Source organism: Streptomyces nogalater, from assembly GCF_039532885.1.
GTDB lineage: Bacteria > Actinomycetota > Actinomycetes > Streptomycetales > Streptomycetaceae > Streptomyces > Streptomyces nogalater.
The window spans coordinates 105,426-130,066 of sequence record NZ_BAAASM010000013.1; the positions used below are offsets into that span (position 1 = coordinate 105,426).

A 24,641-nucleotide genomic window follows, 5' to 3' on the forward strand; every position below is an offset into this window, starting at 1 on the left:
GGCCATCCACCGGCCCGGCTTCCCATCCTCCTGACCCTTCGATCCGCCCGGCCGGGGCCGGTTCGCCCCCGGCCGACCGGTCGCGCTGCCCGGATTCCGGCGACGGACCGGGCCCGACACCTCACACGACCAGCACGGCCATCCCGAGCAAGAACACCGTCACGGCACGCGAACGAGCAGCAGAGGAAGGCATGTTTACCGTTTTCGACGAGGAACTCGCCCGTACCGCCGGCGAGATACGCGACCGGCACCGCGACTACGCGGCCGGCCGATGGTCCGACGAGCAGCTGGCGGCCCACCAGCTCGACGCCTTCCGCACCACCGTGGAGTACGTCAAGAAGCATTCCCCCTTCTACGGCCGCCACCTGGCGGACGTGGATCCGCGGTCGATCACCTCGCTCGCGCCCGAGCAACTGGCCTCCGTGCCGTTCACCACCAAGGACCACCTGCGGCAGGAGTTCGCCGACGTCCTGTCGCTGCCGATGCACAAGGCGTGGATCTTCTACGAGACCACCGGTACCACCGGTCGTAGTACCCCGTGTCCGCGGGACAACACCGACTCGCTGCACAACAACACCGCGCTGACCGTGTACTACGACACGATCTTCCGGCAGTACGGCGACGAGCAGATCATCGGCGTCTCCGGCCCCACCGAGCTGCACGCCTTCGGCGACACCTTCGGCGAGGTGTGCCGCAACCTCGGCCACGCCGTGGCCAAGATGTGGCCGCACTCCCCGATGGTCGGTTTCGACCGCGCTCTGGAGACCCTGCGGGTGCTGCCCGCCACCGGCCTGTTCAGCACGCCCGGCATGGCCCTCACCCTCGCCAAGAAGGCCCACGACGCCGGCCTCGACCCGAGGCGCGACTTCCGCCTCGACGTCATCATGTGCACCGGCGAACTCGCCTCGCCCAGCCTGCTGGAGAACATCGGCGAGGTCTGGGGCGCCCGCGTCTACAACGCGCTGTACGCCTCCCAGGAAGCCTCCGTCATGGGCGCGTCCGGCGCCGACGGCGGCCTGTACACGGCCCCGCTGCTGAACCTGTACGAGGTCATCGACCCGGACACCGGGCAGGCCGTCGCCCCCGGAGCCGACGGCGTGCGCAGCGGTGAGCTGGTCGTCACCTCCCTCTACCAGGGCAGCAAGCCCCTCGTCCGCTACCGCACCGGCGACCTCGTCCGGCTCAGCCCGCCCGCCGCCGGCCGTTCGCTGCCCGCTCCCACCCTCGAAGTCCTCGGCCGCACCCGCGACACCCTGCGCATCGGCGGCCGCGAGATCAGCGGCTACGACCTCGAAGAGCTGCTGCTCACCCACCCGCGCGGCTACCTGGACTACCAGATCGTCATCGACGCCGTGGACGGCCGGGACGAGCTGACGCTGCGCATGCAGCTCCCGGAGGACCGGACCGGCCTGCGTCTGGACGAGGGCGAGATCACCCGCGCCGTCGAGAACCGGCTCGGGGTGCCCCTCCGCTTCGAGTACGGCCCGCTCGGCAGCGTCACCACCACCGGTGCCATGGTCAGCTGGAAGGCCGCCCGCGTGGAGGACCGCCGGCAGACCGTCCCCGACGCGGAGCGGGCCGCCGCGCTCGCCGTGGCGAGCGGGAGGGCCCAGTGACCGTCACCCACAACGGCGGCCCGGCGCCGGCCTCCCCGGCCATCGCACAGGTCGCCTACCACGACGGCGAGTTCGTGCCGCTGGAGCGCGCCCTGCTGCCCGTCACCACGCAGGCCCTGCAGTACGGCACCGGAGTCTTCGAGGGCATCCGGGCCTATGCCCAGGACGGCGGCGGCCTCGCCGTCTTCCGTCCTCACGCCCACTACCGCCGTCTGCTCCGCAGTTCCCGCCTGCTGCGTATCGAGGTCGGCCGTTCGGTCGAGGAGCTGTGCGACCTCACCGCCGAACTGCTGCGGCGGATCGGCACGACCGAGGACTCCTACATCCGGCCGCTGGCCTACAAGCGGGCCCTGCTGCCCGGCCAGAAACCGGGTGTCAGCCTCTCGGGCGTCTCCGACGCGCTGTCCGTCAACGCCTTCCGCATGGGCTCCTACACCGACCCGGCCGGCATCCGCTGCGCCATCAGCTCCTGGCGCAGGCCCGCTTCCGACGCGCTGCCGGTGCGCGCCAAGGTCACCGGCGGGTACGTCAACAACGCGCTCGCCGCGGACGAGGCCCGCGCGGCCGGGTACGACGACGCGATCCTGCTCAACAGCCGGGGGCAGGTCGCCGAGGCCAGCACCTCCAACGTGTTCGCCGTCATCGGCGGACGGCTGGTGACCCCGCCGGTCACCGCCGACCTGCTGGAGGGCATCACCCGCGACACCGTGGTGACGCTCGCGGCGGACCTGCTGCAGACCCCGACCGACTTCCGCGACCTGGGCCGTGACGAACTCGCGGCCGCGGACGAGGTGTTCCTCACCGGCACCGGAACCGAGATCGTCCCCGTCACCGAGCTGGCCGGCCGCCCCGTCGCCGAGGGCACCCCCGGCCCGCTCACCACCGCCCTGATGGGCGCCTACCAAGACGTGGTCCGCGGCAGGACACCGCGGTACGACGACTGGCTCCACCCGGTCCACGTGTGATCCGAAAGACAGGCTCTGGCACAGCGGTACAGCTCCCAAGGGGGGACTGCATGACTACTGAGGCACCTGGCTGGATAGACACCTCGCTCACCGACGGCCCGCCCGTCGACGCCATCGGCACGCTCGGCCCCGCCGGCACCAGCAGTGAGCAGGCCGCTTTGTATCTGTGGGCCGCCCGGGGCCAGGACGCGGCGCCGGCCATCCGGCTGTACGACACCTACGAGCTGGCCGGGGAGGCGCTGCGCGAACGCGTCGTGAGCCATGTGGTGATCGCCAACGCGTACGCGGGCGTGCACAGCTTCTACATGGACCCCAAGCTCCGCTTCGCCGGCGCCTTCCTCTTCGACACCCCGCACTACGGCATCGCCGTCGCCCCCGGGCACCGCATCCCGAAGCGGGCCCGTATCGCCACCCATCCCGCGCCGGTGGCCCTGGTCGGGGAACTGCTGCCCGAGGAGTACGCGGTGGAGGAGATCCTCTACGCCACCTCCACCAGTGCCGCCGCCGGCAAGGCCCGCCGGCGCGAGACGGACCTGGCCCTGACGACCCAGCCTGCCGCCAAGGCCAACGAACTGGAATTCATCTCCCGCACCCGCCCGATCCGCATGCTCTGGTCGGTGTTCACGCTGGTCGACCCGCCGGCCTGATCCGTCCGGGGCGGGGTCCGGGGGCGGTACACAGGCCGGTCCCCCGGTACCCGCCCCGGCTCCGGCCTCCCATGCACGCCGAGGAAGGAAAACAGCCCACCCATGCTCTTGATCGACCGTGCCACGGTGCGCCGGGTCTACCCCATGGAGCGCGCCGTGGAGGTCATGGCCGAGGCCATGCGCCGCTACAGCGCCGGTCTCGTCGACCAGCCGCTGCGCACCATCCTGCGCCCGGAACGCGACACCGGGCTCCTCGGCACCATGCCGGGCTTCGTGGCCGGGGAGGAACTGGCCGGATACGGACTGAAGGCCATGGTGCTCAAGCCGGAGAACCCGGCGCGAGGCCTGGACCTGCACGTCGGGATCGTCATGGTCTTCGACCCGGAGACCGGAGCCCCGCTCGCCATGATGGACGCGGGCGCGGTGACGGCCCTGCGGACAGCCGCGGTGTCGGCGGTGGCGACCGACGCGCTGGCCCGGCCCGGCACCGGCGACCTGGCGATCCTCGGCTCCGGAACGCAGGCCCGCAGCCATCTGGAGGCCATGGCCGTGGTCCGCGAGCTCCGCCGGGTACGCGTGTGGAGTCGTACCCCGGCCAACGCCGAGGCCTACCGCCACTGGGCCGCGAAGGAACTCGGCATCGAGGTCGAGGTCGTGGACCGCCCCGCCGCGGCGCTGGTCGGCGCCGATCTCGTGTGCACCACGACCGCCACCAAAGAGCCCCTCGTGACGGCCGACGACCTCGCCGAGGGCGCCCACGTCAACGCTGTCGGCGCCTCTTTCGCCGACCATCGCGAGCTGTCCGCGGAGGCGGTGGCGCGGTCGGCCTTCTTCGTGGACAGCCGTCAGTCCGCGCTCGCCGAGTCCGGTGACCTGAAGGCACCGCTGGACGCCGGGCTGGTCGGACCCGACCACATCCGCGCCGAGCTGGGCGAGGTGCTGCTCGGCCGCCATCCGGGCCGCCGCGACGAGCGGGAGATCACCGTCTACAAGTCGCTCGGGCTCGGGGTGCAGGACATCATGTCCGGCTTCGCGATCGCCGAGGCGGCTGCCGCCCAGGGGCTCGGCCACACCTGGGACCAGGCCTGACGAGACCCGAGAGGAAGGCGAAACCCGCCATGAGTACAACGAGCACGACGAGTTCGACGAGTACGGCGAGCACGGCAAGCGCCCCGAGTGCGGCCGCCCCGGTGCCCCGCGCGGTGCTCGCCGGCATCCCGGCCTATGTGCCCAAGCCCCCGTCCCCGCCCGCCCAGGGCCCGTCCCACCGGCTGTTCCTCAACGAGAACCCGTACCCGCCGCTGCCCTCCGTCCGGGAGGCCATCGCCGAGGCGTCGGCGCGGACCAACTACTACCCGACCATTCACCCCGAGCGGCTGCTGGACGCCCTCGCCCGGCGGCTGGACGTCCCGTCCGCGCATCTCGTCACCGGCCCCGGATCGGTCGGCATCTACCAGCAGATCGGCCAGGCCATGCTGGAGCCGGGCGACGAAGTCGTCTACGCCTGGCCGTCGTTCGAGGCGTATCCAATCGTGGCGCGGATGGCGGGGGCCGTCCCCGTGGAGGTGCCGCTCGCCGACGGCGTTCACGACCTGGACGCCATGGCCGACGCCATCACCGCCAGGACCAAGGCCGTCTTCCTGTGCGAGCCCAACAACCCCACCGGCACGGCCGTCGGCGCCGCCGAGCTCACGCGGTTCCTGGACCGGGTGCCCGGCGATGTCCTGGTGGTCCTGGACGAGGCGTACTTCGAGTTCTACCGCTCGCCGAACGCCCCCGACGGCGTCGAGTTGCACCGCGACCGGCCCAACCTGCTGACGCTGCGCACGTTCTCGAAGGCGTACGGGCTGGCCGGGTTGCGCGTCGGCTACGGCGTCGCCCAGCCCGCGATCGCCGAGGCCCTGCGCAAGTGCTCCGTGCCGTGCGGGGTGGGCCGCATCGCCGAGGAGGCCGCGCTTGCCTCGCTGCGCGTGGAGGCGGAACTCTTCGAGCGGGTCGAGCGGATCGTCGCGGAGCGGGAGCGGACCCGCGAGGCACTCCTGGGGCTCGGCTGGGAGGTGCTGCCCAGCGAGACCAACTTCCTGTGGCTGCCGGCGGGCGAGGCCGCCGAGCCGGTGGCCCGGGAGTGGGAAAGCAGCGGTCTGCTGGTCCGGGCCTTCCCGCACAGCGGCATGCGGGTGACCATCGGAAGCCCGGAGGCGAACGACCTGCTGATCGCGGCGGCGAAGGAGACCGCGCCACCGGCTCGGTGACCGGCGCGCGAGGGTTACCGCGCCGGCGTCACAACGGCTCGATGACCTTCTTGCGCATGTGCCCGTAGATCACCGATGTCCGTACGTCGGCGAGTTCCGGGCGCTTCGTCAGCTTGTCCAGGACCACCGCGTGCAGGTGGTCGGTGTCGCGGACGGCGACGTGCACCAGGAAGTCGTCGTTTCCGGTGAGGACGAAGAGCGAGATCACCTCGGGCATCTTCTCCAGGAACGCCTGGAAGGCCTCGATCGCCGTACGGGTCGGCGGACGGATCCGTACGGCGATCACCGCTTGCAGCCCGCGGCCGAGCGCCGCGAGGTCGGCCTCGGCGTGAAAGCCCGTGAGGATGCCGCGCTCGCGCAGGGCCCGCATGCGCTCCAGACAAGTGGACGGAGCGATACCGAGTGCCTGGGCCATGTCCCGATTGGTGCGCCGACCATCCTCCTGGAGCATCCGCATCAACGCCGAATCTAGTTCGTCCACGCTCGCCTCGCTCTGCCGGATTCCGAAGGTAATTCGGATTCTATATGGCACTGTCGATGATCTTGCTACTCTCGGCCCATGTTGGCCGACGTTCATTCGGTCAGGAGTGCAGTCGGCGGTAGCGGAGAGGGACGACTCAGATGCGTGAACGCGGACCCAGTGTCTGGGCGGTGTGTGCGGTGGTGGCGGCCGCGCTGTTCTGGAGCAGCTCGTACGCGGTGACCAAACAGGTGCTGGCGGACGTCGGCCCGCTCAGTATCGGCGCCATCAGGTTCACCCTGGCGGCCCTGCTCCTGGGCGTGATGATCCGGCTGAGCCGGAACCGCCCGGCCAGGCCGGACGCCCGGCAGCGGCGGCAGCTCTACCTGAGCGGGTTCCTCGGGATCACCGTCTACTTCGTTCTGGAGAACGTCGGCGTCGACCTCTCCACGGCGTCCGACGCGTCCCTGATCGTCGCCACGTACCCGCTGATGACCATGCTGATGGAACTGGTCGTCTTCCGTACCCGCATGCCCCTGCTGCGGGTGACGGGCGTCCTGCTGGCCACCGTCGGCGCTTTCCTCGTGGTGCGCAACGGAGCCCAGGTCGGCGGCAACGCACGGTGGGCGGGAGACATCCTGCTGCTGCTCGGCGGGGTGGCCTGGGCCGGGTACAACGTACTCGGCAAGCGCGCGAGCGCCGGCCAGAACGCCGTGGGCGTCACGTACTACCAGACCCTGGCCGGTGCGGCCGGCTTCCTCCTCGCCTCCCTGCTGGAGGCCGGCGACTGGCGGATGCCGGGCGTGACCGCCTCGTCGCTGCTCGTCTACCTGGCCGTGGCGTGCTCGGTCGGGGGCTTCCTGCTCTACAACTACGGCCTGCGCAGGATGGCGTCGAGCGTCGCCGTGAACATCCTCAACCTGGTCCCGGTCTTCGGTGTCCTCGGCGCCGTCGTGATCAACGGGGAGTCGATCCGGCTGCCCCAGGTGGCGGGCGGCGTCGTCATCGTCGTCGGGGTGGCGCTGGGCATGATCGAGCGGCGGCCGGAGACCCCGGCGAAGCCGGACGCGGGCGCGGACGGGGACGAGGCCCCCAGGACCGCGACCGCGCAGACCGGGACAACGGCCGGGCTCGTACCGCACAAGCACTGAGCCCCGCACCAGCCGCACGACGAAGGCCGGCCCCCGTGACGCGTGTCGCGGGAACCGGCCTCGTGCCGCACGGCGGGGCTTACACGCCCGCGTAGGAGTGCTTGCCGGAGACGAAGATGTTGACGCCGTAGTAGTTGAACAGCCAGCAGCCGAACGCGATCAGCGCCAGGTAGGCGGCCTTGCGGCCCTTCCAGCCGGCCGTGGCCCGCGCGTGCAGGTAGCAGGCGTAGGCGATCCAGGTGATGAAGGACCACGTCTCCTTCGGGTCCCAGTTCCAGTACCGGCCCCAGGCGTCGCCCGCCCAGATCGCGCCCGCGATGATCGTGAACGTCCACAGCGGGAAGACGGCCGCGTTGATCCGGTAGGCGAACTTGTCCAGGGACGCGGAGGCGGGCAGCCGCTCCAGGACCGAGCGGGCGAAGGCGCCGGGCTTGCCGCCGCTCTGGAGCTTGTTCTCGTACGAGTCCTTGAACAGGTACAGGATCGTGGCGACCGCGCCGACGTAGAACACCGCGCCGCAGAAGATCGCGGTGGAGACGTGGATGTACAGCCAGTACGAGTGCAGGGCCGGCACCAGCTGGTCGCTGGCCGTGTACAGCACGGTGACCGCGAGGCCCAGGTCGAGCAGGACCGTGGTGATCAGGAACAGCCCGAGCCAGCGCACGTTCTTCTTCAGCGCCAGCAGCGCCAGGTACACGCCGACGGCCACCGTGGAGAAGGTGATGTTGAACTCGTACATGTTGCCCCACGGCGCCCGCTCCACGGAGGCCGCGCGGGCGACGACGCCCGCCAGCTCCACCAGGAAGGCGAGCACGGTGAGGGAGATGGCGATCCGGCCGTACAGGTCGCCCTGCTCGTCACCGCCGTGCGCGCCGGGCCCGTCCGGCACGTCCCGCGCGCCGGACGCCGAGCGGACGACGACCTTGGGCCGCTCCAGCACGGTGGTGCCCCCGGCCCCCCGCACCGCGACGGCGGGGCGGTCCGCCGTCCGCGCGGCGTCGGCGGTGAGCGCGGCGGCCGTCCGGGCGACCTTGCTGCGGCTGCCGAACAGCCACTCGGCGATGTAGGCGAAGAAGGCCAGGGTGTAGACGGCCATCGACGAGTAGATCAGCGTGTTGCTGACGCTCGCGAGATGTTCGTTGGTCGCGGCGGCGAGAGTCACTTCTCAGCCCCTTCGGCAGGTACGACGTGGCGGTCGGATGTGGGTGCGGGGTGGTCGTCGTCGGGTTCCGGTGCGCCCGGCGCCCGGTCGTAGAGGTCCCCGGCGAGGTGGCCCAGTTCCTCGGGCACCTTCGCCGACTCGCTGCGGCCGAGTCCGGCCATCTCCACCACCGTGACGCCGTCGTCGCCGCGCACCGCCCGCACCCACACGCGGCGGCGCTGGATGAACAGGGACCCGGCCAGGCCGAAGATCGCGGCGACGGCGCCGCCGAGCGCCCAGCCGCCGCCCGGCTCCTGCACGATCTGGAAGCCGGCCCATTCCTTGACGTCCTTCTCGAAGGTGACGGTACCGGCGCCGTTCGGCAGCTTCATGGACTCGCCGGGCTTGAGGTTGACCCTCAGCTGCGCGCCCTTGGCGTCCTTGTAGTCCTTCATGTGGGTCTTGTCGAGCTGGTACACGCTCTGCGGCAGACCCGAGTCGACGCCCAGGTCACCGTGGTACGGCTCCAGGTTCAGCACCGGGTTCAGCAGCGCGGGGAACGCCGAGGCGATCTCCATGCCGGCCCCGCCGTAGGTCGGCAGGAAGAAGGCCTTGATACCGAGCTGCTCCTTCTTGCCCTTGGCGTCGCGGTAGCCGTCCATGACCTTGACGACACCCTGGGAGGTGACGTTGCCGTCGAGCGGCAGCAGCGGCACGGCGTCGCGGTAGACCACCTTGCCCTTGCCGTCCCGGACGGTGATCACGGGCGCGTAGCCGTGGCTGACCAGGTAGACCTTGGAGCCGTCGATCTCCAGCGGCTCGTTGACCTTGACGGTGGTCGTGGTCTGCTTGCCGTAGGCGCCCTCGCTGTAGCGGATCCTCGCCTCGAAGGTGCGCGGGGTGCCCTTGTTGGGGCCGGTCAGCTCGTAGGTCCCCTTGAAGTCCTTCAGGTCGAAGCTGAACGGGACCAGGTCGTCGGGTTCGAAGAGGCTGCCGGACTTGAAGTCGTCGTACATCGGCAGCGCGTTGGAGAAGCCGTCGCCCTCCACCATCAGCTTGGTGCCGTCCGACTTGTACAGCTGGCCGGAGGCGAAGGCGATCAGCAGCACGATCAGGGCGATGTGGAAGACCAGGTTGCCCAGCTCGCGCAGATAGCCCTTCTCGGCGGCGACGGCGTCACCGGCCACATGGGCGCGGAAGCGGCGCCTCTTCAGCAGGGCGAGGGCGGCCTCGCGGACCTTCTCCGGGTCCTCGGCGGTGGTCCAGGTGGTGTAGGCGGGCAGCCGGTCCAGCCGCTTGGGGGCGCCCGGCGGCCGGCCGCGCAGCTGGCCGACGAACTGCCAGGTACGGGGGATGATGCAGCCGATGAGGGAGACGAACAGCAGGATGTAGATCGCGGAGAACCACACCGAGCTGTAGACGTGGAACAGGCCGAGCTTGTCGTAGACCGGCGCCAGCGTCTTGTGCGCGGCGCGGAAGTCCTCGACCTTGGTGGCGTCCGCGCCGGTCTGCGGGATCAGCGAGCCGGGGATCGCGCCGAGCGAGAGCAGCAGGAGCAGCAGCAGCGCGACCCGCATCGAGGTCAGCTGCCGCCAGAACCAGCGGGCCCAGCCGATGACACCGAGGCCCGGCAGGCTCACCGCCTCCTCCTGCGGGGCGGTGGACAGCCGGGAACCGGCCGCGCCGAGCTCCTCGCGGTCCCGGCCGGTGTCGGTGTCGGTCTTGCTCATCGGTCAGATCCCCACATCGAAGCCGTTGGTCCAGGTCTGCATCTGCTGCACCAGCCCGCCCCAGGCGCCGGTCAGCAGCAGCACACCGGTCACGATCATCATCGAGCCGCCGATGCGCGTCACCCAGACATAGTGACGCTTGACCCAGGCGAAGGCGCCGAGTGCCTTGCGGAAGGCGATCGCGGTGACGACGAACGGGAGGCCGAGGCCCAGGCAGTAGACCACCATGAGCAGGGAGCCCCGCGCGGCGCTCGACTCGTTCAAGGAGAGGAAGTTCACCGAGGACAGCGTCGGGCCCATGCAGGGCGTCCAGCCGACCCCGAAGAGCGCGCCGAGGACCGGCGCCCCGGCCAGGCCGCCCGTCGGCCGTTTGTGGAAGCGGAACTCGCGCATGGCGAACCAGGGCGTCAGGCCCATGAAGAACACACCCATGACGATCATGAGCGCGCCGAGCACCTTGGACAGGGTGCTCTGGTAGTTGATCAGGTTGGCGCCGAAGTAGCCGAACAGGGCCCCGCTGGAGACGAACACGGCGCTGAAGCCGAGCACGAACAGGGAGGCGCCGGCCACCATCCGGCCCCGTCTGGCCTCGGCCAGGTCGGTGCCCGCGACGCCGGTCACATAGGAGAGGTAGCCGGGGACCAGCGGCAGCACGCAGGGCGAGAAGAACGACACCAGACCGGCGAACAGGGCGATCGGCAGGGCGACCAGCAGGGCGCCGTGCAGGACCGTCTGGTTCCGGCCGGTCTCCGCGGCCAGCGTCAGCAGTGCGCTCACGTCACTTCTCCGCGAGAACCGGCTTGATCATGTCCACCAGGCCGGTGTCGTCGAGCGCCTCCAGGGCTCGCGCGGCGACCTTCCCGTGCCGGTCGATGACGAGCGTGGAGGGGACGATCTGCGGGTTGAGCGTGCCCTTCTCGAAGCGGAGCATCAGCTTGCCCGTGGGGTCGTACAGGCTCGGGTACTCCACGCCGTGCTCCTTCTCGAAGTTCACGGCCGGGGTGGTGCTGGTGTCGCGGGTGTTGATGCCGACGAACTGCACGCCCTTGTCCGCGTACTCCTTGGAGACCTTGGCGAAGTACTTCGCCTCGTTGCGGCACGGCCCGCACCACGAGCCCCAGACGTTGATGACGACGACCTTGCCCTTGTAGTCGGCGACGTCCAGGGTCTTGCCGTCGATGGTCTTGCCGGACAGGTCCGGAGCCGTGGCGCGCTTGCCGGCCGCGACGGTGTCGATGCCGTTGTTGCCGGTGACGAAGTGGGTGTCGCCACCGCCACCGGAGATTCCGCCCTTGCCACACGCGGACAGGGTCAGGGCCGCTGCGGCGGCCGCGGCGGTGAGCAGGACGGCGCGGCTACGGGTACTCATGTGAAAAGTTTCGCATGACGGTCCCGGGGATGACGCGCACCCCCCTGCCGGGCGGAAAACCGCATTTCAGGGCGTATTTACACGGGGCATTCCGGACATCAGGCCGTGTTGGACGCCGCCCCCTTGGTCTCCCGCAGGAACTCCTTCCAGCCCCCGGTGGGCTGCTGCCCGACCCCGAGCGTGCGCAGCTTGGCGAGCACCTCGGGCTTCTGCACGTCGATCCAGTCCACGAACTGCCGGAAGGAGACCAGCCGCACATCGGCCCCCTTCTCCTTCTCGCGCGCGATGTGCTTGAAGGCCTCCTCCACGGCGTCCATGTAGATGCCGCCGTTCCACTGCTCGAAGTGGTTGCCGATGAAGAACGGCGCCCGGTTCGTCTCGTACGCCCGCTGGAAGCCCTGGATGTACGCCTGCGCGGACTGCTTGCGCCAGCCCGGGTAGTTGTGGGCGGGCGCCTTGGTCGAGTTGACCGACTGGTTGGCGAGCATGTTGTAGTCCATGGACAGGACCTCGAACGCACGTCCGGGGAAAGGTATCTGCTGCAAGGGCAGGTCCCACAGGCCCTTGCGCTTGACCGGCCACACCTGACGGCCGCCCGGCGAGGAGGCGTCGTAGCGCCAGCCCAGCTCACGGGCGGTGGGCAGCAGGTTGTCCTGGCCGAGCAGGCAGGGCGTACGGCCGCCGACCAGCTCCTTGTCGTAGTCGAACGGCAGCGACGGCAGATCGGTCCAGCCGGTGTTGGTCCGCCATTCCTTCACGAACGCCTTGGCCTGCCGGATCTCGCTGCCCCACTGCCGCGGGGTCCAGTTCGCGACCGTGCCGCCGCCCGCGCAGAAGTGCCCGTTGAAGTGGGTGCCGATCTCGTGCCCCTCCAGCCAGGCCCGGCGCACGTTGGTGAGCGTGGCCTTGATGTGCTCGTCGGTGAGGTAGCCGATGTCGGAGGCGCCGCGCGGGTTGTTCGGGGGCTCGTACATCCGCTTCTTCGACTCGGGCAGCAGATACAGCCCCGAGAGGAAGAAGGTCATGGACGCGCCGTGCTCCTTGGCGAGGTCCAGGAAGCGCGGGAAGAGGCCGTTGCCGACCTCGCCGGCGCCGTCCCAGGAGAAGACCACGAACTGCGGCGGCGTCTGCCCCGGCTCCAGCGGCTCGGGCTTCGCCGGCTGGTGCGGCTGGCTGCCGGTGAAGGAGGTGGAGCCGTCGCCGATGGGCCGCGCCGGGCGCGTCTCGCCCTTGCTGCCCTGGGTACGGGAACCGCCCGGCCGCCCGGCGCCGTCCGAGGACGTGGAGCCGCCGCACCCGGCGAGCGACACGGCGGCGGCCGCGCCCGCGCCGAGGCCGATTGCTCCCCGCCGGGAAAGGGTCCGGGAGATGGTGCGCATGGAAAACCCCGATCGTCACTGCCTGCTGGTCACCCGGACAGAGGGCAGCAAGATCGGGGAGGTTCCGGTATTTCTTATGTTTTTCCTAATAATATGCGCGAGAGTGCGCTAAGCCACGCCAAACGGACGCTCAGTGACCGACACGCCTGCCCCGCCGGCTTGCTTCAGGCGCCGAAGGCCTTCCCCTGGACCGTCCCCTTGCCCTTCTGCGGCTTGGCGCCGGCCCGCAGATGCACCGGGACGAGATCGATGGCCGGCTCGCTGTACCCCACGGACACGATCTTGTCGCCCTGGTAGGTGAACGACGTCAGCGAGGCGAGCGTGCACTGCCGCTTGCGCGGGTCGTGCCACAGCCGCCTCCGCTCGACGTACGACCGCACGATCCAGATCGGCAGCTGGTGGCTGACCAGCACCGCCTCGTGCCCGCGCGCCTGGTCCCTGGCCGCGTTCAGCGCGCCCGTCATCCGCACGACCTGGTCGATGTACGGCTCGCCCCAGGACGGCCGGAACGGGTTGACCAGGTGCTTCCAGTTCTCCGGCCGCTGGAGCGCGCCGTCTCCCACGCCGAAGGTCTTGCCCTGGAAGACGTTGTCGGCCTCGATCAGCCGCCCGTCGGTGGCCAGGTCCAGCCCGTGCGCCTTGGCGATCGGGGTGGCGGTCTCCTGCGCCCGCTCCAGCGGCGAGGCGCAGACGTAGGTGACGTCCCGGGAGGCGAGGTGCTCGGCCACCCGCTCGGCCATCTTGCGGCCCAGCTCGGACAGGTGGTAGCCGGGCAGCCGGCCGTACAGGATCCCCTCCGGGTTCTCCACCTCGCCGTGCCGCATGAGGTGGACGACGGTGATGTCCTTGGCGCCGTTCGCGGAAGTGTCCGCGATGTTGGTCTCGGGGGAGCTCATTCCGCCGTGGCCTCCGCAGCCGCCCGGGCCGCCGCCGGGAGGGCGTCGGCGATCTTCTGCACGGCCCGCTCGTCGTGGGCCGTGGACACGAACCAGGACTCGAAGGACGACGGCGGCAGGTAGACGCCGTTCGCCAGCATCGAGTGGAAGAACGCGGTGTAGCGGTACGACTCCTGCCGCTTGGCGTCCTCGTAGTCCCGTACCCGCCGGTCCGCGAAGAACACCGAGAACATGTTGGAGGCGCTCTGCACCCGGTGCGCGACGCCCTCCTTGGTCAGCGCCTCGCTCACCAGCGTCCGGATCTGCTCGGAGACGGCGTCGACCTTCTCGTACGCGGCGGGGTCCAGCAGCCGCAGCTGGGCGAGACCGGCGGCGGTGGCGACCGGGTTGCCGGAGAGGGTGCCGGCCTGGTACACGGGACCGGCGGGCGCGAGGTGGGCCATGACATCGGCCCGCCCGCCGAACGCGGCGGCCGGGAACCCGCCGCCCATGACCTTGCCGAAGGTCATCAGGTCGGGCTTGACGCCCTCCACGCCGTACCAGCCGGCCCGGCTGGTACGGAAGCCGGTCATGACCTCGTCGGAGATGAACAGGGCGCCGTTCTTGCCGCAGGCGTCCTTCAGGCCCTGGTTGAACCCGGGGTCCGGCGGCACCACGCCCATGTTGCCCGGCGAGGCCTCCGTGATCACACAGGCGATCTCGCCGGGGTACCGGTGGAAGGCCTCCTGGACGGCCTCCAGGTCGTTGTACGGCAGCACGATCGTGTCACCGGCCTGGGCCCCGGTGACACCGGGCGTGTCGGGCAGCGCGAACGTGGCCACGCCACTGCCGGCGGCGGCGAGCAGCGAGTCGACGTGCCCGTGGTAGCACCCGGCGAACTTGATCACCTTGGAGCGCCGGGTGAAGCCGCGGGCGAGCCGGATGGCCGACATGGTGGCCTCGGTCCCGCTGCTGACCAGCCGCACCTGCTCCACGGGCTCGACCCGGGCGACGATCTCCTCGGCCAGCTCCACCTCGCCCTGACCGGGCGTGCCGAAGGACGTACCGCGGGCGACGGCCTCCTGTACGGCGGCGATGACCTCGGGGTGCGAGTGCCCGAGGATCATCGGCCCCCAGGAGCAGACCAGGTCGACGTACTCGCGCCCGTCGGCGTCAGTGAGGTAGGGCCCCCGGCCCGACACCATGAAGCGGGGCGTGCCGCCGACGGCGCGGAAGGCGCGCACCGGGGAGTTCACTCCGCCCGGCGTCACGGCGGAGGCGCGGTCGAAAAGCGCCTGCGAGACGGGCGCGTCGTAGGGATAGGGCGTTTCGCTCATGGCACTCATGACGTGCGGCTTCTCCGGCTTCTCGGCTCCGGTTGCGGGGTGACCTCCTCAGGGTAGGCCGCGCCCCGGCAAGGCCGCCCCCGCCCTCGGGGTCGAAGCGGTCCCATCCCTCGTCTGCGAGACTGAGACCTGATACACACGGCTCATACGCACGTAAGGATCAGGGCCGGGAATCTTCCGCGCGGATCGCCGTTCCACCGTACGTTTCGGCGGGCGGCCGCGGGGGAGGTCACTGACACGATGATCGGGTTGCGCGGCGGGGGCCACGCGTCCTAGAAAAGCAGTCGGGTGGAGATATGCATCGCGGTGGCGGACTGGGCGAGGGGACTGATGACCTGGGTCCTCGACGTGCCCGGCGGGGAAGGCACCGGCGCGACGCGGAGGAAACGACCGAGACACGTCGGACACAGGGTGGACCGGGTGAGCCCGAGCGGTACGACCGGCAGCCTCTGCGGGCGGGGAGCAGGAATGGTGGCCGGGTGGGGGTGACGTACAAGTACTTCGGCGCGCCGGACGGAGCGACCGCGGCCCGCGTCCCGATCTCGATGCGTCCCGAGGAACTCGGCGGCGACGAGCTGGGCATGAACGGCATGTTCACGAAGATCAAGCCGGAGACGATGGCCGCGATGGTCCTCACCGGCATCCAGGGCGTCCCCCTGCACAAGGTGCCGCCCCTCGAACTCGTCGTCCTGCACCCCGACTACGCCGTCGTCAAACTCCCCACGACGGTCGTCGACCCCCTCCGCGGCATCGGCGAGGAGGCGGTCGGCGCGGCAGCCTTCATCTGGTCCACGGTCCCGGACCGCGGAGGCCCACGGGACGCGTTCAACGTGTACCAGCTGCTGCACGAGTGGCAGGACTTCTCCGTGCGGCTGCATGAGGCGGGGCACCAGCCTTATTGCCTGGTGTGGCCTTGAGCCGGGGTTTCTCGCGGAGCTTCCGGGGTTTTCCCGGCCCCGCCCCCGAGGGCCTGTAGGGGGAGGCAGGGCTCCTTGACGTCTTGGCTGACCGACGGCCCCACCTCCACTCACGCGCGCGGAGGCGGCTCGGCGTTGTTGACTGCGACGATCAGGTACGGGTCGATCCGCGCCCACAGGGCGCCGCCCTCGCGTTGCACCGCTCCGTCGAATCCCAGCCTGCGCAGGCGCTCCCAAGCCCCTTGGACATCATCCAGGGCAACCCGTAGTTGGACGTCCGGGGCACCCGGAGCGTCTTCCCTGGCGCGTGCCTGTCTGATGACGAGGTTCTCGTAGGAGACCCAGTCGGTTCCGCGGCGGTGTGCGCTCAGCCCGAGGGCGGAGAGGGCCGCCGTCACGCGGACGATGTCAGCGACGGGCAGGTAGGCACCTTGAAGCCGGACCTGGTTCGGTGGCCGGACCGATCGGTGCTCGACGGCCGGTGCCGCCTCGGTGCGAGGGCACTCGTGGACACCCTCGATTCCCACCCGCTGGATCCCGCGGATGAAAAAGAGGTTCTGACCGTCCGTGGTGACCAGTTGAGTACGTCGCGCCGTCCAGTTGCCGGACGTCAGGGTTCCTGCCGCGACCACACGCGCTTGGCGTCGGTCCGGTAGCAGCAGAGCGGTTCCGGTTTCGGCCTTGTCCAGCTCGCTGATGAACCGTGACCGGGCTTCGCCGGCCGCCTCACGGGAGGGCGGGGACAGGGTCGGGGAGATCGGCTCAAGCAGATTCTCGGCCAGCGTGACAAGCAGCGGCCCGTCCTGCACCGTTCGCCCGAACGAGCCCATCCATTCCTGGCCCAGACCCGCACCAAGCAGGCTGGCGGCCATAGACGCCAGTGTGTCCGTGTCCGCGCCCTCCTGGCGCGCGGGGACACCGATGCCACGCTCGGGGCTGGCGGCCGAGCGGGCTGCGAGGTAAATGGCCGCCACCGCGCACAACGTCCCCGAACCACGAGTCTTCGGCCGGGTGAGGCCGTGCTGTTCGAGAAACGCGGAGGGCGCGCTCAGCGCGCCGCTGTCCAGCGAGGACCGTGCGCTGGTGAGGAGACCCTCCACCTCGTGCACGGCGTCCTCCCAGCCCTGCTCGTAGCCGCCGGGGAACGCTTTCTCAGCGGCCTCCAACCAGTTCCGGTCCAGCCCCTGCCACACCGGTTCCCGCCAGTCCTTCAGACCGTCCAGGGTCGCTTCGATGAGCCAGCCGTAAGCCAACGGCGCGGGCTGCCGCAAACTGGTCCACAGGGCGTACGCATGCACCAAGGCGCCCAGCAGGGCCCGCGGGTGCCCGTGTGTCGTCGTGGCGTCACGGATCACGTCGGTGGCCAGGTCGCCGAAGAAACCCCCGTGGTGGGCTACGACGTGCGGCGCGATGCGCATGGCCGCGCCGTTGGCCCCGGTGCTGAAGTACTTCTCCTGATCGTCGGCCCGCTTTCCCCAGGCCCATTCATGCTTTGCCCAAGCGCGGCAGGCCCGCCTGACGCTGGCCCCGGCGCCGCGCTCGTAGTCGAGCAGGAAGGGCAGCTCGACTCGTCGCAACCAGGTGAGCCAGTCGTCCCCCGCGGTGAGCCGGGCACGGGCCACGGCTATGAGCATCTGGGTGTCATCGCTGTACTCACCTGGCCCGATGTCCTCGACAATCGGCCGGAATCGGGTCCCGGCCATCCGCTGCCATGCGAAGAACCGGCCCGAGACCTGGCTGAGTGGTGGCAGTGAGCGTGTCCGGTCCCGCCGCTCGTAAGGCCAGCCCATGGCGTCACCGACGGCTGCCCCGAGAAGCATGCCGCGGGCCCTGTCGGTCCATGGGTGAAGCTCTGCGTTCACGTGTTCACTCTGCCAGAGTCGTTCGAGGGATGTACGGGCTCTCCGGCGGCCGTATTCCGGAGCGCACCGAGCGGCTCAGGGCGTATTTGTCGAAGAGCAGTGGGGCGACGACCAGAGGGGGCAGCAGAGCCGCCATGCCGAACTGGACGTGCCGGAAGTGCTCCAGCTCGGCCTGCGCCTCGTCCCGGACGATGACGGAGCGGACGGCGGACAGCGGAATGACCCCGGGTATCTGCACCTCCGCCTGGTCGTCCGTGGGCCACCAGGAAGGATGTCCTTGTGCTCTGCGCCGTGCCAGTTTCCCGGGCACTGTGGGCGCGAACATCGCGTTGAAGCCGGCGGCACCGGGCAAGGCGCCGGCGCTCCTGTCCCGTGCGGAGTTGTAGGCACAGAACCGCGCGCCGCAAGTGGCGAGCAGTTCGACGTCCAGTGTGAGGATCACCCAGTCCCGGAAGTTGCGGTCTCGGCTCGCCGCCTGGGCCAGGTACCAGGTGTTCGGGTACTCCACGCTCAGAAAAGTGAAGTCCAGCGCACCGTCCAGCCGTTGGGTGTCGGCAGGACGGAAGGCATCGGCAGCCGTCTGCAGGACGGCCACGGGTCGTATCTGCCGGCTGTCGAGGATATGGGACAGATTGGCCGACTTCGTGAAGTGGCATAGACGGGTGATACCGCGGGCCCGGGCTTGCGCGAGGATGTCGCTCACGAGCTCACCCGCACATACAAGTCGGACATCTCGTTCGGCAGGAGATCGGTCAGCTTGCCGGAGTGGAGCATGATGAGGTTCGTACGCGCCCGGGTGATGGCCACGTACAGCTGCCGCGCCTCTCGTGCCATGGCCTCGTCCCGGCCGTGGGCTTCCACTTCACTCGGTTTCGGCAGCTCGTCCGCGTCACAGAACGGCAGGATCACCGAGTCGAATTCGAAGCCCTTTGCCGCGGAGTAGGTCCCGTAGAACACACCGGGCTCGTCCGTCCAGCGCGCGAGGTCACGATGCAGGCGGTGTACGGGAACACGGCCTCGGCCGAGGAGGGCCCTGAGTTCGTTCTCGTGCTCCCGGGTGCGCATGAGGATGGCGACCTGGCCGTCCGCGCCAAGCGCCAGGGCGTTGGTCGCCGCCTGGGCAAGCTGTTCCTTCTTGCCCGCAGTCTCCAGGATGGTGGGCCTCGGGCCGTCGGCTGCCGACCCCGTCGGCTGGACCAGGTCGACGTCGTCCTTGAAGTGCGGCATGCCCGACAAGGCCTGGGCGAGCTGGGCGACCTGGCGGCTGTTGCGATAGTTGTGGGCGAACTCCACGACATTGGGTACATTGAGTCCCAGGGAGCGCCAGGACATCCGGCTTCCGTAGATCTGCTGGGCGTAGTCCCCGAAAAAAGTCAGGGAACCGTCGTCGGGAATAGCCGCCGCCAGGCTTCGGATCATTTCGGGCGTGAAGTCCTGTCCCTCGTCGACGACCACATGCCGGTAGAGCCGCTCGGTGGGGTCGGTCCTGAGCGCCGCCAGGACAGTCGACGCCATGTTGTCGAAGTCGTACTCGTACCCGGCCTCGGCACGCAGCTGCACGTACCGTTGGTATATCGCGAAGACGATTTCACGATCGGGTTGTTGGAGTGGCCTGATCCGCCCGACCCGACGAGCGCGGCCCTCCACGTACGCCTGCTGGTCGACTACGCCATGCCCCACCATCCAGTGCAGCTCGTCCAGGAAGAAGTCGAGCGGGCGGTGAATCACCGACCGGGAAGGGTGGAGCTCACGTGCTTCGCTCAGTGCCTGCTCGACCATGCGCTTCTTGGACTTGCATATGCGCACCGGCGCTTTGGTGCGATGCGCGAGATAACCGCGCGCAAAAGTGTGGTACGTCTCGATCTGCAGATTCCGGGAAGCGGCGCTCATCCCTCTGAGGTAGGTGACGAGGGCCTTGTTGAAGGTGACCAGTAGGGTGCGGCCCCCGATACCCGGAGCCGCGGCCAGGTAGTGAGCCCGATGGACCGCCATCGTCGTCTTACCGCTGCCCGCCGTGCCCAGAACGACGCAGTGACCCCGTTCGTTCAGAAAGACGACGTCCCGCTGATGACCCTTCGGGTCAGGTAACGAAAGCCCCATCCTGCCAGTATGACGCGTCCATGGCCACTTGGCACGGGTGATCCGTACTTGGCCTTCTTCGGTCTGGGGTCCGCGACGGGGGCGCAGGGCACCTTGCCGCCACGTCTCGTGCCGTCTGCTGCAACGGCATGGGCAAGGGCACGCCGCCCCCGTCTACGATCACCCCCCATGGACTGGTTGGAGCGGACAGCGGCCCTGCGCCAGTGGGCCAGGAACGGAACGCGGGCTCCGCACAAGCCGTTGCTGCTTCTGTATGCCCTGGCGCGGTTTCAGGAGGACGCCGACGGTGGGCTGCGATACACCGCGGTGGAGCACGACCTGCAGAACCTGCTCGCCGAGTACGGACCGCCCCACAAGACCACGCCCGCCTACCCCTTCCACCACCTGGTCGGTGACGGGGTGTGGGAGGTGCGTACCGACCGGGGGGCCGGCAGTCCCGGGAGTGGGGTGCGGGAGTTGCGCAAGACGGGGGCGACCGGGCGGCTCGCGCCGGAGTTGCGGGCGGCGTTGCGGCGGGAACCGCACCTGCTCGGCAAGATGGCTCGGCTGCTGCTCGATCTGCACTTTCCGCCCTCCCTCCACGGTGAGCTGTGCGAGGCCGTCGGGCTGGAGCTGGAACCGGCCGAGTCCGAGCGGCTGGTGACGGGTGCCCGCAGGCGGCGGGATCCGCGGATGCGGGAGCTGGTGCTCACCGCCTACGAGTACCGGTGTGCCTTCTGCGGGTACGACGGCCGGATCGGCTCGGTTCCGGTCGGGCTGGAGGCCGCCCATGTGCGCTGGTGGGCGTTCGGCGGCCCCGATGACGTCGACAACGGGCTGTGCCTGTGTTCGCTGCACCACAAGCTCTTCGACAAGGGGGTCCTCGGGGTGGGGGACGATCACCGCGTCCTGGTCAGCCGGCGCTTCGTCGGGCACAGCGCCGCCGCCCGGGAGCACGTCATAGCCCTCGCCGGACGGCCGCTCGTCGGGCCCCAGCCCGGTACCCGTCCGGTCGCCGCCGCGCACCGCGACTGGCACACCCGCCAGGTGTTCCACGGCGAGCCGCGCCCCGCCACCGCGGCCTGACCCCCACACCCGCCGCCACCGCCCCTGACCACCACGCCCCGCCATCACCGCCGGACCGTCACACCCCCACCGCAGCCTCCGCCACACCCCGCCACCACGGCCGGCCGCACGCCCCGGGCCTATGTGCGCCGCGAGGCCGACGCCGTCACTTCCGTCAGTTCTGTACGACCGTGAAGTGCCGTTGTCCGCGCGGGAGTTCCAGTTCGTCCACGGCCGCCACCGCCAGGTCCTCCGCGCTGATCCAGGAGCGGCCGTCGGGTGCGGTGAGCAAGGTGTCCGTACCGCGGCGGTAGCGGGCGGTGCGGGCGCCGGGTTCGAGGAGGGCCGGGGGGCTGAGGTAGGTCCAGCCGGGGTGGGCGTGGGCGCGGCAGGCGTGCAGTTGGGCCACTCCGGCCGCGGCGACCGGACGCAGTTCCTCGGGGACGTAGGCCGGGTTGTCGGCCAGGAGCAGGCCGGGGCGGCCGGGGGTGCGCAGGGCGCCGGCTCCGCCGATCACCAGGACGCGGGCGCCGAGGCCGGCTGCGGTGTCCAGGACGGCCCGGGTCACGCCGAGCAGGAAGTCCTCGTCCGGCGGGTACGTCCGCAGGGACAGCACCACCGCGTGCGCGCCCGAGTCCGTCAGCGCCCGGCGTACGGCGTCCGGGTCCGCCGCGTCCAGCGGGACGGGGGTCACGGCCGGGTGCCCGCTCGTCGGCTTGCGGGCGAGGGCGAGGACCCGGTGGCCGCGCGCGGCGGCCTCCGCGGTGATCCGGCTGCCGGCCATTCCGGTGGCGCCGAGGACCGCGATCGTCAGGGCGGACGTCATCGGGGAGTCCTCTTTCCGCGGTGGGGTGGGTTCAGTTGCGCGGCGAGCAGCGCGGCCAGGGCCAGGGCGAAGCCGCAGGCCTGAAACGGGCTCAGGGACTCGCCCCGCGCCGTGCCGATGGCCGCGGCGACCAGGGGGGACAGCAGGACCAGGGGCGCGGTGACGCCTACCGGGAGGGTGGCTACGCCGCGGAACCACAGCGTGTACGCGATCAGGCCGCCCATGCTGCCCAGCCACAGGTAGCCGCCCGCCGCGCCGGCGTCGATCCGCTCCGGCACGCCTTCGAAGGCCAGGGTCGGCGGGAGCAGGAGCAGGCCGCCGACCGTGAGCTGCCAGCCGGCCAGGGTCAGCGGACCGGTCCTGGCCGGACGGCCCCAGCGCTTGGTCAGCACGACGCCGCCCGCCATGGTCGCCGTATGGCCGAGGCCGGCGAGCAGGCCTACGGCGTCCAGCCGGGCGTCGGGGCCGAGGACCACGAGTCCGACGCCGGCCACGCCGAGCCCGCCCCAGGTCAGCCGCCAGGGCGTCGGCCGGTCGCGCAGGACGAGGGCGGCCAGTGCGGCGACCAGCAGCGGCTGGGCCGCGCCGAGGGTGGCGGCGACCCCGCCGGGGAGTCGTTCGGCCGCCACGAACAGCAGGGGCATCCCGCCGATGTTGAGCACGCCGAGGACGGCGGCCTTCCACCACCAGTGGCCGCGCGGCAGTACCCGGGTGAGCGCCAGACCGGCCAGCCCGGCGGGCAGGGCGCGCACGAGGCCCGCGAACAACGGGTGCCCGGGCGGGAGCAGTTCGGTGGTGACGACGTAGGTGGTGCCCCAGGCGGCGGGGGCGAGGGCGGTCAGCAGGACGGTGGCCGGGCGGTGGGCGGCCGACGCGACGGTGGCCGACGGGGCGGTGGTCGGCACGGCAGTGGCCGGTCGGTGGGTGGACGAGGGCATGGGAGGAGTCTCGGCCGGTCCCCTGCCATGCGTCCAAGCCATGGTTGCCATCGCAGCCATGCACACCAACCATGGCCGGGTGGACCTCCAGCAGATGCGGTACGCCGTCGCCGTCGCCGAGACCCGTAACTTCACCCGCGCCGCCGAGCGGTGTTACGTCACCCAGTCCTCGCTCAGTCACCGGATCGCGGGCCTGGAGCGGGAGTTGGGGGTACGGCTGTTCGCCCGTTCCAGCCGCCGGGTCGACCTCACCGCCGCGGGCGAGGCGTTCGTGGCCCGGGCGCGTGAGGCGCTGGCCGCGGCGGACCGCGCGGTGGCCGACGCCGCCGCCACGACCGGCGTGGTGCGCGGCCGGCTCGCCGTCGGCGTGATCGTGACCACCGCCGCCGTGGACGTGCCGGAGGTGTTGCAGCGCTACCGCGCCCGGCACCCGGAGGTCCGGGTGCTGCTGAGGTCCGGGCGCAGCGACGAACTGGCGGCGGCGATCCGCCGGGGCGAACTGGACATCGCCTTCCTCGGACTGCCGCAGGGCGAGCGGCCCACGGGGGTGGAGAGCGTGGCGCTCGACCACGACGAGCATGTGCTGGTGGTGGCGGCCGGGCACCGGTTGGCCGGGGCCGAGCGGGTCACGCTGCGGGACGTCGCCGGGGAGGCGTTCGTGGACTTCGTGGCCGGGACGCCCGCCCGCGCCCAGTCGGACCAGGCGTTCGCCGCGGCGGGCCTGGTCCGCGAGGTCGCCTACGAGGCGGGGGTGGTGGAGCTGATCACCGGGCTGATCGGGCGCGGGCTCGGTGTCGCGCTGCTGCCCTCGGCGTTCGTCCGGCCGCTGGCGGCCGCCGACCCCGGGCTGGCGCTGGTCCCGGTGGCCGACGGGCCGCGCCGCGTGGAGTACCTGGCCTGGAGCCGCTTCCCGCCGAGCCCGGCGACCCGGGCCATGCTCGACGTCCTCGGAGCGGGGCCGCGGCCCTGACCTCCGGCGCGGCCCGCCGGTTCGGCGCGCGCCCTGACCTCCGGCGCGGCCCAGTTCAGCGCGCGTCCAGCGCGGGCAGGTCCTCCCGGGCCGCGGGGGACGCCGTGGCGGCCAGCAGGCGCAGGGCCGCGTCGGACGGGGTGCCGGGCTCGGCGGTGTAGGCGATCAGGCGCTGGTCCGCGGTGCCCGGCAGGCACAGGTTCTCGAAGCCCAGCTCCAGGGTGCCGACCGCCGGATGGCGCAGGGACTTGGTACCGGAGACGCAGGTGCGGACCGGGTGCCGGGCCCACAGGGCGGTGAACTCCTCGCTCTGGATGGTCAATTGCCCGATCAGCTCGGCCAGCGCGCGGTCGTCGGGGTGCCGGCCGGCGACCAGGCGCAGGGAGGCGACCGCGAGGTGGGCCTCTTCCTTCCAGTCGGTGTACCTCGCCCGGTACTCCTCGTCCAGGAACAGCATCCGGACCAGGTTGGGCCGCCCGCCGGGGGTCTGAGGCCCCTCCCACGGCAGGTGCGCGGCGAGCAGGGCGTGACCGAGCCGGTTCCAGGCCAGGACGTCGTTCCGCCGGTCCAGGAGGAGCGCGGGTACGTCCGTCATGGCGGCGAGCAGCCGGCGGGCCGAGGGGGAGGCGTGCTCGGCGCGGGGCGCGGCCGGGCGGCGCGGGGCGGCGGGGCGGGCCAAGGCCTTGAGGTGGGCGGTCTCGTCCTCGGTGAGCCGCAGGGTGCGGGCGATCGCGTCCAGCACGGAGTCGGAGACACCGGTCGCGCGGCCCTGTTCGAGGCGGGTGTAGTGGGTGATGCTGACGCCCGCGAGCAGGGCCAGCTCCTCGCGGCGCAGCCCGGCGACCCGGCGGCGGGCCGGCGCGGCCGCGATCCCGACGTCCTCCGGCCGCAGCGCGCCCCGGCGTGACTTCAGGAACTCTCCCAGCTCGGACGGCGCGTCCATGGATGCCTCCGGAGTGTGCGGCGTACGCCTGCGGCGGATACGGCGGTCGTCGTCCATCCTGCCCGCCCGGCGGCGCGAACGGGATGCCCGAGGGTGGTCACGCGATGACC

23 protein-coding genes are annotated in these 24,641 nt (G+C 70.9%); 9 read left to right on the forward strand and 14 right to left on the reverse strand.

All coding sequences use genetic code 11. From position 1 onward, the window contains the following. The first annotated feature begins 191 nt into the window (after positions 1-191). The 5 genes from ABD350_RS11770 (at position 192) to ABD350_RS11790 (ending at position 5,480) form a co-directional block, all read left to right on the forward strand. Positions 192-1,616 (forward strand): phenylacetate--CoA ligase family protein, encoded by a 1,425-nt coding sequence (locus ABD350_RS11770; RefSeq protein ID WP_344347876.1) that lies wholly within the window; start codon positions 192-194, stop codon positions 1,614-1,616. Next, entirely contained in the window at positions 1,613-2,581 is a 969-nt protein-coding gene (locus ABD350_RS11775) for a branched-chain amino acid transaminase (RefSeq protein ID WP_344347877.1), read from the forward strand. Before ABD350_RS11770 ends, ABD350_RS11775 begins: the two co-directional genes overlap by 4 nt. Before the next feature lie 50 nt (positions 2,582-2,631). Next, entirely contained in the window at positions 2,632-3,228 is a 597-nt protein-coding gene (locus ABD350_RS11780; protein WP_344347878.1) for a prephenate dehydratase domain-containing protein, read from the forward strand. A gap of 102 nt (positions 3,229-3,330) precedes the next feature. Continuing rightward, on the forward strand, positions 3,331-4,317 hold the full coding sequence (locus ABD350_RS11785; protein WP_344347879.1) for an ornithine cyclodeaminase family protein: 987 nt from the start codon (positions 3,331-3,333) through the stop codon (positions 4,315-4,317). Between the two features lie 29 nt (positions 4,318-4,346). Then, the gene (locus ABD350_RS11790; protein WP_344347881.1) at positions 4,347-5,480 is read left to right on the forward strand and encodes a histidinol-phosphate transaminase; all 1,134 of its coding nucleotides are present in this window, start codon (positions 4,347-4,349) and stop codon (positions 5,478-5,480) included. A 28-nt stretch (positions 5,481-5,508) separates the two neighbouring features. On the opposite strand, the gene ABD350_RS11795 is transcribed toward ABD350_RS11790, so the two are convergent. Continuing rightward, on the reverse strand, positions 5,509-5,961 hold the full coding sequence (locus ABD350_RS11795; protein WP_344347882.1) for an Lrp/AsnC family transcriptional regulator: 453 nt from the start codon (positions 5,959-5,961) through the stop codon (positions 5,509-5,511). Between the two features lie 140 nt (positions 5,962-6,101). Between ABD350_RS11795 and ABD350_RS11800 the strand changes: the two genes are divergently transcribed. Next, positions 6,102-7,091 (forward strand): DMT family transporter, encoded by a 990-nt coding sequence (locus ABD350_RS11800; RefSeq protein WP_344347883.1) that lies wholly within the window; start codon positions 6,102-6,104, stop codon positions 7,089-7,091. A gap of 79 nt (positions 7,092-7,170) precedes the next feature. Here ABD350_RS11800 and ccsB read toward each other — a convergent pair whose 3' ends face one another. The 7 genes from ccsB to hemL all read right to left on the reverse strand — a co-directional run bounded on the left by ccsB (position 7,171) and on the right by hemL (position 14,922). Then, positions 7,171-8,253: a c-type cytochrome biogenesis protein CcsB gene (gene ccsB, locus ABD350_RS11805; protein WP_344347884.1), complete on the reverse strand. Its 1,083-nt coding sequence runs from the start codon at positions 8,251-8,253 to the stop codon at positions 7,171-7,173. Then, on the reverse strand, positions 8,250-9,962 hold the full coding sequence (gene resB, locus ABD350_RS11810; protein WP_344347885.1) for a cytochrome c biogenesis protein ResB: 1,713 nt from the start codon (positions 9,960-9,962) through the stop codon (positions 8,250-8,252). Before resB ends, ccsB begins: the two co-directional genes overlap by 4 nt. A gap of 3 nt (positions 9,963-9,965) precedes the next feature. Then, positions 9,966-10,739 (reverse strand): cytochrome c biogenesis CcdA family protein, encoded by a 774-nt coding sequence (locus ABD350_RS11815; RefSeq protein ID WP_344347886.1) that lies wholly within the window; start codon positions 10,737-10,739, stop codon positions 9,966-9,968. 1 nt (position 10,740) lies between these two features. Further along, positions 10,741-11,331: a TlpA family protein disulfide reductase gene (locus ABD350_RS11820; protein WP_344347887.1), complete on the reverse strand. Its 591-nt coding sequence runs from the start codon at positions 11,329-11,331 to the stop codon at positions 10,741-10,743. Positions 11,332-11,429: 98 nt separating this feature from the next. Beyond that, positions 11,430-12,710 carry a polysaccharide deacetylase family protein gene (locus tag ABD350_RS11825; RefSeq protein ID WP_344347888.1) on the reverse strand — a complete coding sequence of 427 codons (1,281 nt, stop codon included), beginning with the start codon at positions 12,708-12,710 and terminating at the stop codon, positions 11,430-11,432. 164 nt (positions 12,711-12,874) lie between these two features. Continuing rightward, positions 12,875-13,606, reverse strand: a complete 732-nt coding sequence (locus ABD350_RS11830; RefSeq protein WP_344347889.1) for a histidine phosphatase family protein — start codon at positions 13,604-13,606, stop codon at positions 12,875-12,877. After that, positions 13,603-14,922: a glutamate-1-semialdehyde 2,1-aminomutase gene (hemL, locus tag ABD350_RS11835; protein ID WP_344347890.1), complete on the reverse strand. Its 1,320-nt coding sequence runs from the start codon at positions 14,920-14,922 to the stop codon at positions 13,603-13,605. The genes ABD350_RS11830 and hemL overlap by 4 nt, the downstream gene beginning before the upstream one ends. A 305-nt stretch (positions 14,923-15,227) precedes the next feature. On the opposite strand from hemL, the gene ABD350_RS11840 reads away from it, so the two are divergent. Continuing rightward, positions 15,228-15,848 carry a hypothetical protein gene (locus ABD350_RS11840; protein ID WP_344347891.1) on the forward strand — a complete coding sequence of 207 codons (621 nt, stop codon included), beginning with the start codon at positions 15,228-15,230 and terminating at the stop codon, positions 15,846-15,848. A 110-nt stretch (positions 15,849-15,958) separates the two neighbouring features. Here ABD350_RS11840 and ABD350_RS11845 read toward each other — a convergent pair whose 3' ends face one another. Genes ABD350_RS11845 through ABD350_RS11855 form a run of 3 tightly spaced genes read right to left on the reverse strand, consistent with a single transcriptional unit; the run spans position 15,959 to position 19,810 of the window. Continuing rightward, positions 15,959-17,710: an ADP-ribosylglycohydrolase family protein gene (locus tag ABD350_RS11845; protein ID WP_344347892.1), complete on the reverse strand. Its 1,752-nt coding sequence runs from the start codon at positions 17,708-17,710 to the stop codon at positions 15,959-15,961. A 4-nt stretch (positions 17,711-17,714) separates the two neighbouring features. After that, on the reverse strand, positions 17,715-18,413 hold the full coding sequence (locus ABD350_RS11850) for a DarT ssDNA thymidine ADP-ribosyltransferase family protein (RefSeq protein WP_344347893.1): 699 nt from the start codon (positions 18,411-18,413) through the stop codon (positions 17,715-17,717). Beyond that, a complete protein-coding gene (locus tag ABD350_RS11855) occupies positions 18,410-19,810 on the reverse strand; it encodes a UvrD-helicase domain-containing protein (RefSeq protein ID WP_344347894.1) in 1,401 nt (466 codons plus the stop codon). Before ABD350_RS11855 ends, ABD350_RS11850 begins: the two co-directional genes overlap by 4 nt. Before the next feature lie 168 nt (positions 19,811-19,978). Between ABD350_RS11855 and ABD350_RS11860 the strand changes: the two genes are divergently transcribed. Continuing rightward, complete coding sequence (locus ABD350_RS11860; protein ID WP_344347895.1) at positions 19,979-20,875, forward strand: phosphorothioated DNA-binding restriction endonuclease; 897 nt, start codon at positions 19,979-19,981, stop codon at positions 20,873-20,875. Positions 20,876-21,029: 154 nt separating this feature from the next. On the opposite strand, the gene ABD350_RS11865 is transcribed toward ABD350_RS11860, so the two are convergent. Both ABD350_RS11865 and ABD350_RS11870 read right to left on the reverse strand, forming a co-directional pair. After that, positions 21,030-21,680 (reverse strand): NAD(P)-dependent oxidoreductase, encoded by a 651-nt coding sequence (locus ABD350_RS11865; RefSeq protein WP_344347896.1) that lies wholly within the window; start codon positions 21,678-21,680, stop codon positions 21,030-21,032. Continuing rightward, a complete protein-coding gene (locus ABD350_RS11870; protein WP_344347897.1) occupies positions 21,677-22,618 on the reverse strand; it encodes an EamA family transporter in 942 nt (313 codons plus the stop codon). The genes ABD350_RS11865 and ABD350_RS11870 overlap by 4 nt, the downstream gene beginning before the upstream one ends. A gap of 79 nt (positions 22,619-22,697) precedes the next feature. Between ABD350_RS11870 and ABD350_RS11875 the strand changes: the two genes are divergently transcribed. Then, positions 22,698-23,588, forward strand: a complete 891-nt coding sequence (locus ABD350_RS11875) for a LysR family transcriptional regulator (protein ID WP_344347905.1) — start codon at positions 22,698-22,700, stop codon at positions 23,586-23,588. 55 nt (positions 23,589-23,643) lie between these two features. Here ABD350_RS11875 and ABD350_RS11880 read toward each other — a convergent pair whose 3' ends face one another. Then, positions 23,644-24,531, reverse strand: coding sequence for a helix-turn-helix transcriptional regulator (locus ABD350_RS11880; RefSeq protein ID WP_344347898.1), 888 nt, complete (start codon positions 24,529-24,531; stop codon positions 23,644-23,646). Positions 24,532-24,641: the final 110 nt, after the last annotated feature.